Raw genomic sequence first — 12,621 nt, 5'->3', positions numbered from 1 at the left:
GAATCGCTTCCGGGCCCGACAAGGGTAGTCATGGCATAGTTCTCTCGGCACAAAATCTGGCTGAACCGAACTTCGCCAGCGGTGCCAATCAGCTGCTTGTTGAACTAAAGGAAGCCGCACGACATGCGGGCGTCTTGATCGTCTGAAAAGGAATCCAGTACCCGCTCCTTCGGCATCAATTTAGCAACCGCTCCTTAAGAGAAGCTTATGCAACGAGGAAAGGATTCGAAGGATTGCGGCCTTCGAACCGGGTCATAAAAAGGCAAATTGCCTGAGACGTCTCACAGAATCTTATAAACGGAACTTGCGAATTGCCTTAATTCGTCAAACTGGGTAACCAATTCCAGGCAGAGCACAAATGCAAGCATCGCCGACAGTCCCGGGTAGCGTTCCATCCATCGCAACACAGTCGGCGCATAAAGGTTTCGGATGGAGTCCCGGGTCATACCGTAGGTAATGACAATCCCGATCAGGGCTCCCGCGAGCAAGTCGGTCGGGTAATGAATACCGAGGTAAGCGCGCGGAACGCAAATGAAAATCGCGGTATAGAGGAGCGCAAGGACCCCGACTCTGCGGGAGATGATGAAGATACCCACTGCCACCGACATCCATAGCATTGCGTGATCGCTCGGAAAGGAACTCCATGTCGGCAGCACGCTCTCCTGGTGCAAGATAGATGCGAAGTGCTGATGCAACTCCGGGGTGTTGATCGGTCGCGCGCGGAATGGCAAAAAATCCGCGAGGACCCTTCCAATGAAAAGAGCCAAAATGCCGCTCAGGATTGTCGCGATAACGATTTGGCGTGTCCATTCCCTGCGCTCGTCCGCGCGGCACCATAGCCACCACAAGACGGGAATGAGCACCAGCCCCTTGAATGTGTATAAATTCGATACGGCGTTTATCGCGTGGTTACACAATGGGCAAAAATTCAGTCTTGCGAGATAACTCTCGAAGACCGCATCGATGTTGTTCATTTCGCGGTAGCTATGACGTTGGGTGCAGCAGCGCGAGCCTTGCACTTTTGCTTGGAATGGGCTGGCCGATAAATCGCCATCAGGTCTATTTATTGAAAGGTGCAGAGTAAGCTAACTCATGATGACTTGGAACTCACATTTTGCAATCGAACACGCGATTGCCCACAGCAGGTTCATCGCGCTCCAGGGTGGGCATCATACCCGCACTGAAGGATGCGGTAGTGGAGAAAATGAAGGAACTGCGGCGCGTCATCCCGTCCGATGGGTTGCCGATCATCAGCACAGACGCTGCGCCCCTCCTTAACAAAACCTTAAGATTCTGCGAGCAATTTCACGTCACAATCTTCCGATCGAGTCGCACATATCTCCACACCGGCACAGGACTGTCAATGCGGGCCTGCGTCTCACCTCCTCTCAGGATCTAGCTTGCCTCGGATGCTAGACCTTTAACGCCGGCCTCGCGCCGGCTTTTCTTCTCGCCGATAGATTTGAGTCATGGGTCCCGCAGTGGATTCGACCACCCCTACCCGCTTAAGGCTTCCTTCAGCATTGCGCAATAGAAATGTGGACCGTTTTTGCTGCTAGTGCAACCGAGCAATATCCCTGTATTCCACATCGCCCTCTCTTCGCGGTTCGCCCGATATGCTGGGAATGCCCGCGCAGCAGACTTTCTGGATTGACCTGGCCATGGCACGACAAACGTTCGCTGTCAGGCCCGCAAATTGCGCAGCAGTAGCTGCCCTTTGAGACGAGAGGACTGATCCACGAGAGGCCACATCTTGCACATCGAAGATGGTTCTTTCCCGATCGTATAGCAGTCGCAGAGCGATCAGGAGACTTGCGCATTCGCGACAACCGCTAGTCGATCGGAGCGGGCGCATTGGCACCGGGGTGTTGCAACTGGTGTCGACTGGTTACTGCTTGTCACAAAAGGAGGGTCAACGTCTGCTCATCTTTCGACGTTGATACAGACAGCACGGGCCAACGCCGTGCACATTCAAGGGAGTGTAACGTCATGAAGAAGATCCTCACCGCGCTCGCATCCGCGCTGCTTATCACGTCGGCGTTTGCGCAAACCGCCGCGCCTGCTGACAAGGCACAGGCGAAGGCAAATAGCGAAAAGAGTGAAGCGCAAGCTACAGCGAACAAGAAGAAGGCGGAAGCACAAAGCGATGCCGAAAAGGCGCAGGCGTCTGCAAATGAAGATAAGGCATCGGCCCAAGCCACCGCCGACAAGAAAGCAGCGAAAGTTGAGAAGGCGACTACCGTAGCCGAAGCGTCCGATGCGCGCGCTGACGCCACCAAGGCGCAGGCCAAGGCGAATAGGAAGAAGCACGATGCCCAGGCCAAGGCTAACGAGAAAAAGCGGGAGGCTGCCAAGGATGCTAACGTGGCCCAAGCGAAAGCTGACAAGGAAAAGGTCGAGGCCCAAAGTGATGCGAACAAGAAGGCCGCCGATGCGAATGTCGATGCAGCGAAGAAGCAGTAACAGGTTCGTCGCCCGGGCGGCCTAGGTCCGGCAGCACATGAGCCGGCAGATGACATGCTCCAAGGGGCGAGCCCATTGGACTCGCCCCTGACGCTGTGCGCCATTCAATGGCGCTCGGGCCGTCGCCTGGGCGGGTGCTGGGTGGCGTCGGGCGTCATCGGGCCCGAGCCGCGCTACTTGAAGCGAGCTTAACGTGCGGGCCAGGCGCGCCCGTCCGTCACACCTGAAGCCAGCAGTCGCCTGATACGGTGGGCACCTCAACCACCTTGAATGACACTGCAACCATTATAAATAGCTCGAAGCACGCGCCCAGGAATACGATCGTGCTTGCTTGGTCCGTACCTCAATACGCGCGAAGCCCCGCTCCCGGCACGACAGGTCGCCGAAAACGCAACGCGTTTCTTGGAGACCGTCTCGATCGCAGCCGGGGAACCTGGTCGACGATTTCGAAACCGTCTAGCCCACCGGTGGCTCTCTCGCTGGTGGCTCCTTGCGCGCGCGCAGTTCCAACGGCACGGTGGGTGCCGCCCCGCGGCGAGGCTCACTGTTCGCGTCGTTCGCTTGTCGGCTCTCGTCCTGGTCGCCATCGTCAGACTGCGACCCTGCGTTGGGCTCGTTCGCCGAGGTGTGAAGCCGCATATGCGGTACCGGAATCTCAATCCCCGCCTCATCCATCTTGCGCTTGAGCCGCGCGTTAAAAGCGCGCGCCACGCTCCATTGCTGCAGCGGCCGCGTCTTGATCTGCCCTTTCACAACCATCCAGTTAGCCTCAAAACGGTCGAGCCCCCACACTTCGACGGGCGCAAGTATTTCCTTGTGCAGGCGATAATCTTCCTGCAGATCGGCGCCCACTTCCACAATCATGCGTGTGACGTCATCGAGTTCGACGGCGAACGGCACCCGTACCTCGAACACCGCGTTGGCAAAGTCGCGCGACAGGTTCTTCACGATCTTGATCTGCGAGAAGGGAATGGTGTGAACCGCGCCTTGTCCGTCACGTAACCGGACCGTGCGGATCGTCAGGTCCATGACGGTGCCGGCATGGCTGCCGTCAATCTCGATCCAGTCACCGACAGAGATCGTCTCCTCGACAATGATGAAGAGCCCCGTGATCAGGTCGGTGACGAGCGCCTTCGCACCGAAGCCGACTGCAAGACCGATCACGCCCGCACCCGCAAGGAGAGGTGTCAGATTGACGCCCAGACTGGCGGCGGCGACGATGGCGGCGAGGGTCGCAACCGTCACGAAAACTGCGTTGCGCACGAGTGGCAACATCGTGCGTGCGCGCACGCTGGGATCGAGTGCCTTGTTGCGCGAACTGCTCGGTCCCAACGCGTTGAGAATTGCGGTATCGCAAAGTATCCAGATGAACCAGGCGCCGAAGACCGTCGCGATGACTGTAACCAGCGCATGCTTGAAACTGGGTGTCATCGCACTGTGCTTGATCATCCGTGCGATCGGACCGCTCCACAGATCCAGTTCGAATTGAATGAACGCCAGCCACATCAGGAGGACGACCAGCGTGCTGGCGAAGCGCAAGAGTCGCATCAGATGCGGCGCGCGGCGGTGTGCGCGCGTGTCCCTTCGACGCGTCACGTGCAGCAGCAGCGCCGACACAAACAGCGTGAGCACGAGTAACAGCGCACTGACAAGCGACGGCTGCAATACGTTCTCTTCCGAACCGCGCGCATCGATGATTGCAACGACCGAGGCGATCGCGATTAAAAGGATCGGGATGTGCCAGAGCGATGCGAGGATATCGAGCGCTTCGGTGGCGAGTTTGTGATCACGCCTTCGCGCATACGGGCGATTGCGTATCAGATGGGTGACGGGTCGGCGGTAAGCCAGTGCGAAATATCCGATCATGACGGCAGCCGCCACATTTGCGGATGCCGACACGAGCCCGGCGAGATTCACGCCGAGCAGGCCTGTGACGTTCGGGTTGGCCGTCGCGTCGCCTAGCGCGCCACAGGCACCAATCGCGAAAAGCGGCCAGCGGCTTTGCGCGAGCAACTGATGTACTGCGACACGCCGGTGTGCCGTGTTGAACGCCGAGAACACGATCAGGCAGATCGCCGAGAAGAGCGAGCCCGCGACTATCGCATAGACGATCACAAGCCCCAGCGTGCTGCCGAGCGCGTCAGGCATTCCCCGCATGAACAGCGCCACCGCCACGAATGCGACGATCCAGGGCGCCGTCCGCCAGAATACGAAACTCAAGAGCTCGAACGACGTTGGATTCGGTTCCAGCGCGACCTTCCAGCCATAACGCGCACTGATGCGCTGGCGCAGATAGATCAACAGGCCAGCGCACGCGCCCCAGCCCGCAAGCGTCGCGATCATGCCGAGCAGGACGTGGCCGAACGACTCCCCGCTCCCGCCTTTGATAATGGTCCAGAGATCACTGGCCGCCGCGCTCGAACGGGCCGCCCAATAGTGCAACGGTGTGCGGCCCTCGCTCAGATCCATCTCGACGGACGCAATGCTTGACGCAATTGCGCCGAGCAGATCGCCGTTGCCCTGTGCGGACGATGCCGGCACCGCGAGTGCGGCACTTTCGGTCCCTGCACGCAGCCCCTTCAACTGGGCAACCAGCGCTTTGCGTTGTGGATCGCTCTCGAGCGTGCCGATCAGGCCGTCCAGCGAGCGCGCCAGTTCGGCCTGACTGGCGGGCGTTGGTGCCGATGCGGCCTGCACAGCCGAGGCTGGCGGTGCAGAACCGCCCGTCGCATTGTTGATGAGGTTTTGCAGCCCGGCGGGCAATGCGGCTGCCGCCGGATTGCCCGCCGTCAACAGAACGAGGAAGCAGGCCATGGTCAACCGGAAGCTAACGCACCCAATGGCGCGCCACACGCCTGCATGTAAAACAGCGCGTGCCGGCAGTCCGACGACGACCCTGGCATGGCTGGATTCACACTGCAAAAATGCGGTCATGGCGATCCCTGATGAAAGCCTTTGCGCGAGAGAGCCGAAGGCGCATCGCTTTCTGTAATGTACGCTTGACGTGAGCCCGGCCCCCACGTGACGATGTTTCCGTGCACTGTATGACCTCTCCCCCTGACCCATGGCGTGGCGCCATGGGCGACGCCCAGGGCTAACGAAGCGCCGAGGCCGAAGCAACGCAAGGTCGGTACCCGCACGCAGCGCGAGCTGACCCGTGAGCAAGTTGAACGAGGCTATCCTGAGAAATGCCGGAACGCGGGTTGGCTCGGCACCCTGAAAGCCGCTGGACCAGTCCCGCGCAACCAGCCTAATCCTGAACGCTAGCCCGGTGCGCAGCTTCCTGCACGCCCCGGACGGCTGCCGCAACGATCAGCCCGGTGAACACCATGCCGGTCAGCCCAAGCAATATGGCATCGATCCGGCCAAACGTCGACGTAGGGACCACGTCGCCGTACCCGATGGTCAGCGCCGTGATCGCGCAGAAGTACATAGTTTCCCCCATCGGCGAAGGCGTTCGCTTCACCGTCTCCACCGGGTCGCCCATGTAATACATGGCGAATGTCAGCAGCAGAAACAGCACCAGTAGGCCCGCAAGGATCATTCGCAGGTACCAAAGCGTTCTGCCCGACTCCCGCAATATCTCACGTGCTCGGACGCGGACGACCACGTCGCTTGTCGCATTGCCCATTGCAAGGTACCTCCTCGATCGTGCTCGCACGGACGCCAATGTGTGCGCCGGGCAGAGGCTTTGGTGCGCGCAGCGTCATCACGCGGGACGGCGTTGCTCGAAAATCAGCAACATCAGACAGGCGTAGACCGTGACGGCCACAAAGAGTCCCATACGGACCGCGAACGCCGTGTAGACGTCCTTTCCCGCCACGCTGTCCTGCACCGATTGGCCCAGCAGAATGATCATGGTGACGAGGCTGTTCAGCCAGAAACCCGGTGAGTAGCGCGTTGGGCTGATGCGATAGAGCTTGCGTCCCACCAGCAGGCCAAACAGCAGCATCCACAGGTAGAACATCCACAGGTCCACAAAGAGCCTGAGGGCAAACCAGAACACGATCGCCAGCAAGCCACCTAGCAACGTGGAGCCGATCAGGTCGCGCGCTGCGCTACGGGCCGTCGTGGTACAGCTTTGTCGGCCGAGACTGACGGACTTCATGATGATCGGCATGTAGCTTGCTGGATCGGCGATGGCGAGCAGATACGCTGGCATAACCACGAGCGCGGCGCGCAGCGCGATGCGCGCAGCCTGCCCGTCGGGCATGACCTGAGCGGCAGGTTGCGGCCCCGTGCTCACGGGCTCGGGAAACAGCATGTGAGTCAATGCCGCCACCAGCACGGCTAGCACGAGGCCCTTCACCAGCGCCCCAACAACCGTCACGGCCAACTGGAAGTCAGCGGTTCCGGCAGCGGAGATCATCGTCAGGCCGGCCACCAGAAAGGTCGAGACCAGATTATTCCCGCCGCGCAAACCATAGCGAAACGAGAGGAAGAGCATGAGGCCTACAAGCATCACGCCAGCGAACGCGTAATGGCGAAGCAACGGAACAAGCAGCAGGCCGCTGCCCGTGGTCAAAGCCACGATCAGCGCGAACGCTACGCCGGCCTTGAACGACAGTGGGCGGTTTTGCGTCGCGAGAAGAAAGACGGCGAACACCGGCGCGATGACGGGGACCGACAGGTCCAGCGCGAAGCTGATCGTCAGACAAAGTGCCGTCCCTGTGGCAACGCGTAGCGTACGTCGACCGAGAAGCTGATGCCTGTGTTCCATAGATGCAGTGGTTAGCCATTCAGTAAAGGTACGAGACCCAGCTCATCACGCGCAGAAACAGGCGACCCAGCGGATTGAGCGGATTACCCGGATCTGGAAACGCCATCACCTCTGCCTGCCCGCCGACACGAACGTTGCGAAGGCGCGCCCTCTCACCCGGTTCGAACTCGACGATGACCGGAAAGCGTTGCGCGGGGCGCAGCCAGTCGCGGCTGTTCTGTACGGTGGGCAGACTGCCGGGCGGCGTGCTCTGCCCCACGCTCACGCCATAGCCGATACTGCGAAGCCGTCCCGCGAAAACTTCGCCGGGTAGCGCGTCCAGCGCAATCGCTACGGGCGTGCCGGGTCGCAGATGCCCCAGATTGTTTTCGGTCATATCCGCACTGACCCACACGTCGCGGATTGCAATCAGCGTCATGACCGGATTGCCCGCCGCTGCGAACTGGCCGACCTCCGTGCGCAGATCCGTGATGACGCCACCTGAGCGCGCCCTGATTTGTGTATTGGCAAGATCGAGTTCGGCCTTTTCCAGCGCGGCGCCCGCGCTGCGCAACTGTGCGTTTTCCGCCTCATTGCCACCCTGCTGCTCGCGAGCCCGCTCCACTTCGGCCCGCGCTGCGGCGACCTGGCTCTGGGCCTGCTCGTGCGTCGCTCGCGCCACTTCGAGGCGCCGCAGCGAGACGGTGCCCTCATCCTCGCGATACAGCCTATCGAGCCGCTCGCTGTCCTGGCGTGCCTTGACTTCATTCGCGATAGCCGCGCGCAACGAGGCGAGCGCCGCATCGATCCCGGCCGTGCTCGCACCGATCTGCCGGCGCGTCGACTCGAGGTCGGCCCGCGCGCGATCGACGGCGATCCGGTATGGCACGCTATCGACCTCGAAGAGCACGTCGCCCGCTTTGACTTCCTGGTTGTTATGCACGAGGACGCGGGTCACTCGCCCCGATGCTTCCGCGGCGACGGATACGACGTAAGCCTGAACGCGCGCCTGTTGCGTATAAGGCGTGAAGCGATCGGCGAACAGATACCAGATCAGGCTGACGACGATCACGCAGACAACCCACTTCACCGCTTTGCCCGATGGGTCGGCGGCTGGCGCCGGCGGCTTCGGCGGCGTGACGGCGGTGGGCTCGGGCTTGTCGCTCATCGGGACGAACCTCCAGACGAGCTGGCGGCGGCGGATGGCGCATTCGACTCGTTGAGCAAGTCGCCCCAGTCGGTGCGCTGCTGCATCTGCTTGCGCGTCGCGGGATCGACGAGCGGCTGTTCCGAGTACCAGCCTCCTCCGAGCGCCTTGTAGAGCGCAATCAGACTGCCCACCGCGTTGCCGCGGTTGACGATGTACGCGTCCTGTTGCGCGAACAGGGCACGCTGCGCGTCGAGGACCCGCTGGAAGTCCGAGTACCCTTCCCGGTAGATCGTATTGGCGAGCTTGAGCGAGCGCTGCGCGGCCCCTTGCGCGTCGTTCAGGATCGAGTCGCGCTGCCATGCGGCGATGATTGCCGTGGCGGCGTCGTCGGCCTCACGGGCCGCTTCGCGCACGGTATTCTGGTAGGCCACCGTCAGCTCCTGCAGCCGGGCGTCCTGCACGCGCACGTTGTTGGTGATCTTGCCGTGATCGAACAGGTTCCACGTGGCGCTCGGGCCGCCGACCAGGGCCAGCGTGCTCGGAGCGCCGGTGAGCGAACTGGCGCTCCAGACAAGGGAGCCCAGCAACGACACGGACGGGTAAAAATCGGCCTCGGCCACGCCGATGAGCGCGGACTGCGCGGCCATCTGCAATTCGGCCGCGCGCACATCCGGGCGGCGCAGCAAAAGATCTGCCGGAACATCCTGCAGTACGGCCCGGTCCACGAGCGGCACTACCTCCTCTTTGCCCGGTTGCACATTCAGTTCCGGCAACGGGCCAGGTGGCCGTCCAAGCAGCACGGATAAAGCGTGATGCGCGAGCACGATCTGGCTCTCGAAGTCGGGAATGCTGCTTACCGTGCTGAGATACTGCGTCTTCGCCTGCTGGAGATCGAGTTCATCGGTCTCACCGCTTTTGAAGAGCTTTTGTGTGATCTCGTAGCTGCGCTTTTGCAACTGGGCGTTCTCGCGCGCAATGCGCAGGCGCGCCTCGGCCGTGCGAAGGGTGAAATACGTATCGGCGACCTGTGCGTGCAGCAGGACCAACGCGTCATCCCGGTTGGCTTGCGCCGCGAAAAACGCGGCATTGGCCGATTCGATTGCGCGGCTGAAGCGCCCCCAGAAATCCAGCTCCCAGCCGACACTGAAGGCCGCGCCGTACTGCCAGTAGCCGCCCGAGCGCGGATTGAATCCATCCGAGCGTTTGCGCGCAGAGTACAGGACGTCGGCATTGGCCTGTTGCACCTGCGGATAGCGGCCCGCGACCGCGATGCCCAGTTGGGCGCGCGCCTCGAGCACGCGCAGGCCGGCAATCTTCACATCGCCGTTGTTTGCGTCGGCCTGCGCGATCAGACTCTCGAGGTTCTGGTCCGCGAAGATCCGCCACCATTGCCGGAAGTCCGGCTGTGTTGCCTGCTGTGTGACCTGCTCGATTGACGCGCTGCTCCAGTGTTCGCTCCAGGACTCATGCTGCGGTTGAAAGTCCGGGCCCACACGCATGCATCCGCTCAAACAGCCGGCCGCGATCAGCAGCCAGTGGGCGCGCGCGTTGTGGGCCACGGCGGACACGGATTGGCCCCGGCATACTCAGGTCTGTTGTTCTTCGTCTAACCGCTCGGGCTTTGCCTGGTCTTTGACCCATCGCCAGAACAGCTCGTAACCGACTGCCAGCATCACGGGACCGATGAACAGACCAATGACACCCCCTGTGACCATACCCCCGAGTGCGCCGATCAGCACCACAGGCATGGGAACAGCGACGCCGCGCCCGAGCAGCAATGGCTTGAGCACGTTATCGGCAAGCCCCGCGACGAACACGTACACCGAGAAAATGATCGTCATTGCGCTCACCCCTTCGGTGGTCATGATGAAGACGATCACCGGCACCGTGATCAGCGTGGCTGGCAACTGCATGATGCCGATCAGCAGCACCGCGAGCGCAAGCAGCCCCGCACCGGGAACACCCATGACCACGAACCCGATACCGATCAACAGCATCTGGATGAACGCGATCCCGACCACGCCTTGAGCGACCGCGCGAATGGTGGCCGTGCAAAGATCGGTGATCTGTGGGCCGTTCTCAGGGCCGGAGATGCGTGAGGCAATCTGCACCGCGCTGGTGTGGCCTTTCTCGCCGTGCGCCATCAGGATGCCAGCGACAATCAGGGCGACGAAGAATAGCAGCAGCCCTGCGCCGAGCCCGGTCACCATTCCAAGCAAAGCGAGACCGGCTTCCTTGAGTTGTGGCGCGAACTTCAGCACAAGACCCGTGAGGTCGATAGAGGCCTGCTGCCAGAAGTCGTGCACGCGCTGGCCAATCAGCGGCCAGCTGGCCACCGAGTCGGCGGGTGGTGGAATGCTGAAGCTGCCGCTTTTGAACATGATCATCGCATGGTCGATCGATTCGGCCACCGCGCCCCCCAGCAGATAGGTCGGCACGAGGATGACGCCAAACGCGACGAGGATGATCAGCGTGGCGGCCACGCCATCCTTGTTGCCGAGCATACGCCGGAGCCTGACGTGAAGCGGATACAGCGTGATCGCGAGGATCAGAGCCCAGACCATGAGGTTCAGGAACGGGACGAATATCCGGAAACAGAAGATGGCCAGAACAGCAACGAGTCCAGCACGGATCAGTACATCGAGCAATTCTCTGGACAACACCCGCTGGGTAATCGGTGTCAGCAGCATAACTTGTCTCCCGGCAGGACGGCTGCGCACATGCTGGGATCAGGTCTCGATAGTCTGGCGTGGAGGTGCCGGCGTCAGATGTCGAGCTTGCTGATCCTCGTGCCTTCGAAGCCACGATCGGCCATCGGGCCGGAGTTCATCAGAACGACCTGCCCCGCTGCCCGCGCGCAAGCCGCTCATCCCGATCCGCCCTGATTTACCGCAGTTCCTCAAGCGGCATCCTCAGCATTTGGCCGGCGTCGTGTTTTCCGCGGAATGCGCGTGCAGCGCGGGAGGCTTCGCGTTTCCGCCATTTCTCTCGAGAAATTTGCAGGCATTGACGATATCATCGGCGAGCAGTCCCGCCACATTCCGATTGATATGCGGCCGCACCACGACCCGCAGACTTGTTACTTCCTCGGCATTGGGCGGCATCGTGTATGCCGCGAGCACCCAGCCTTTTTCCCGTACCTTGTTCGAGACATCGAATTCGTTGAAGTTCTTTACCTTCTTGTCGAGCGTCACCGCTACCACGGGTATCCGCTGCGCTTCGTTCATGACCGTGAAGTAGCCGCTATTCACGAGGATTTCCCGCAGGGCGACGGCATTGTCCAACGTGTGCTGCATGACCCTTCTGTAGCCTTCGAACCCCTGGCGAAGGAACATGTAGTACTGCACCGCCACCTGAAAGGCGTTGCGGCTGAAATTCAACGTCGCGGTCGGCATTTCGCCGCCGAGGTAATTGACGTAGAAAACCAGCTCCTCGTTAAATACTTTGCGCTCGCGGAAAATGACCCATCCAAGCCCCGGAGGAACAAGACCGTACTTGTGTCCCGACGCATTGATGGACTGCACGCGCGGCAGCCGGAAGTCCCATTTGTAGTCGGGGTAAAGGAACGGATTGACGAATCCTCCCGACGCGCCATCGATATGCATCGGAATCGACACGCCGGTGCGCTTCTCATAGTCGTCGAGCCAGTCGTGAATGCCCTGGATATCGTCATCCTCGCCGGTGAATGTTTGACCTGCGATGGCGACCACTGCAATGGTGTTTTCGTCGACGTACTTGTCGAGCTCTTCCGCCGTCAGGCGGTAGTTGCCGGGCCTCAGCGGCACGATGCGCGGTTCGACATCGAAGTAGCGCAGAAACTTTTTCCACACGATCTGCACGTTTCCGCCTGTGACCATGTTCGGTCTGGTCGCGTCCTTTCCTTCGGCTTCCCTTCTCTTGCGCCAGTTCCACTTGTGCGCGAGACCGGCAAGCATGCAAGCTTCCGACGAGCCCACCGTCGCCGTACCGTACGGCTCCACGCCTTTCGGGCCGTTCCATAACTGATGCAGCCACCTGACCATCCGCGTTTCCATCGCGAACACCTGCGGATACATGTCATGGTCGATGTAGTTCTTGAATATGTTGCGCTTCGCCGTCTCCGCAGCCTCCGGCTCGGCCCAGGTGGTGACGAACGACGACATGTTCAGCATCGGGTTCGCGTCGGTCCACTCGGCGCTGATGACGACCGCGGCCGCCGCGCGCGCGGACATCCCGTCTTTCGGAAATTCGTTCTCTGGAATCGGATAGTTGAATTCGTCATAGGGCGTGATCTTTTCGCTGTCCGTAGTCATCTGGTACTCCTCGATGG

General features: G+C 61.0%; 10 protein-coding genes. 1 reads left to right on the top strand and 9 read right to left on the bottom strand.

The features are described from left to right. Positions 1 to 281 precede the first annotated feature (281 nt). Entirely contained in the window at positions 282 to 974 is a 693-nt protein-coding gene (locus tag FVF58_RS39355) for a phosphatase PAP2 family protein (RefSeq protein ID WP_149675065.1), read from the bottom strand. Between the two features lie 133 nt (positions 975 to 1,107). Then, the gene (locus tag FVF58_RS51860) at positions 1,108 to 1,257 is read right to left on the bottom strand and encodes a hypothetical protein (RefSeq protein WP_188131077.1); all 150 of its coding nucleotides are present in this window, start codon (positions 1,255 to 1,257) and stop codon (positions 1,108 to 1,110) included. Between the two features lie 732 nt (positions 1,258 to 1,989). Here FVF58_RS51860 and FVF58_RS39350 point away from each other — a divergent pair. Then, the gene (locus FVF58_RS39350) at positions 1,990 to 2,463 is read left to right on the top strand and encodes a cell envelope integrity TolA family protein (protein ID WP_149675064.1); all 474 of its coding nucleotides are present in this window, start codon (positions 1,990 to 1,992) and stop codon (positions 2,461 to 2,463) included. Positions 2,464 to 2,919: 456 nt separating this feature from the next. Here the strand turns inward: FVF58_RS39350 and FVF58_RS39345 are convergent, their stop codons facing one another. From FVF58_RS39345 to gad, 7 genes are all read right to left on the bottom strand, one after another. After that, positions 2,920 to 5,277 carry a mechanosensitive ion channel family protein gene (locus FVF58_RS39345; RefSeq protein WP_246217398.1) on the bottom strand — a complete coding sequence of 786 codons (2,358 nt, stop codon included), beginning with the start codon at positions 5,275 to 5,277 and terminating at the stop codon, positions 2,920 to 2,922. Positions 5,278 to 5,713: 436 nt separating this feature from the next. Next, positions 5,714 to 6,094, bottom strand: a complete 381-nt coding sequence (locus FVF58_RS39340; RefSeq protein ID WP_149675062.1) for a potassium channel family protein — start codon at positions 6,092 to 6,094, stop codon at positions 5,714 to 5,716. Between the two features lie 78 nt (positions 6,095 to 6,172). Continuing rightward, a complete protein-coding gene (locus tag FVF58_RS39335) occupies positions 6,173 to 7,183 on the bottom strand; it encodes a DUF2955 domain-containing protein (RefSeq protein ID WP_149675061.1) in 1,011 nt (336 codons plus the stop codon). A gap of 19 nt (positions 7,184 to 7,202) precedes the next feature. Next, the gene (locus FVF58_RS39330) at positions 7,203 to 8,330 is read right to left on the bottom strand and encodes an HlyD family secretion protein (protein WP_149675060.1); all 1,128 of its coding nucleotides are present in this window, start codon (positions 8,328 to 8,330) and stop codon (positions 7,203 to 7,205) included. Then, positions 8,327 to 9,811, bottom strand: coding sequence for a TolC family protein (locus tag FVF58_RS39325; RefSeq protein WP_246217405.1), 1,485 nt, complete (start codon positions 9,809 to 9,811; stop codon positions 8,327 to 8,329). Before FVF58_RS39325 ends, FVF58_RS39330 begins: the two co-directional genes overlap by 4 nt. A gap of 87 nt (positions 9,812 to 9,898) precedes the next feature. Further along, positions 9,899 to 11,002 carry an AI-2E family transporter gene (locus tag FVF58_RS39320; RefSeq protein ID WP_149675059.1) on the bottom strand — a complete coding sequence of 368 codons (1,104 nt, stop codon included), beginning with the start codon at positions 11,000 to 11,002 and terminating at the stop codon, positions 9,899 to 9,901. A gap of 222 nt (positions 11,003 to 11,224) precedes the next feature. After that, positions 11,225 to 12,604 (bottom strand): glutamate decarboxylase, encoded by a 1,380-nt coding sequence (gad, locus tag FVF58_RS39315; RefSeq protein WP_149675058.1) that lies wholly within the window; start codon positions 12,602 to 12,604, stop codon positions 11,225 to 11,227. Positions 12,605 to 12,621: the final 17 nt, after the last annotated feature.

The organism is Paraburkholderia panacisoli (assembly GCF_008369935.1).
Taxonomy (GTDB): Bacteria; Pseudomonadota; Gammaproteobacteria; order Burkholderiales; family Burkholderiaceae; genus Paraburkholderia; species Paraburkholderia panacisoli.
The sequence above is the reverse complement of the archived record's forward strand: the minus strand, read 5'-3'. Positions and strand labels throughout refer to the sequence as shown.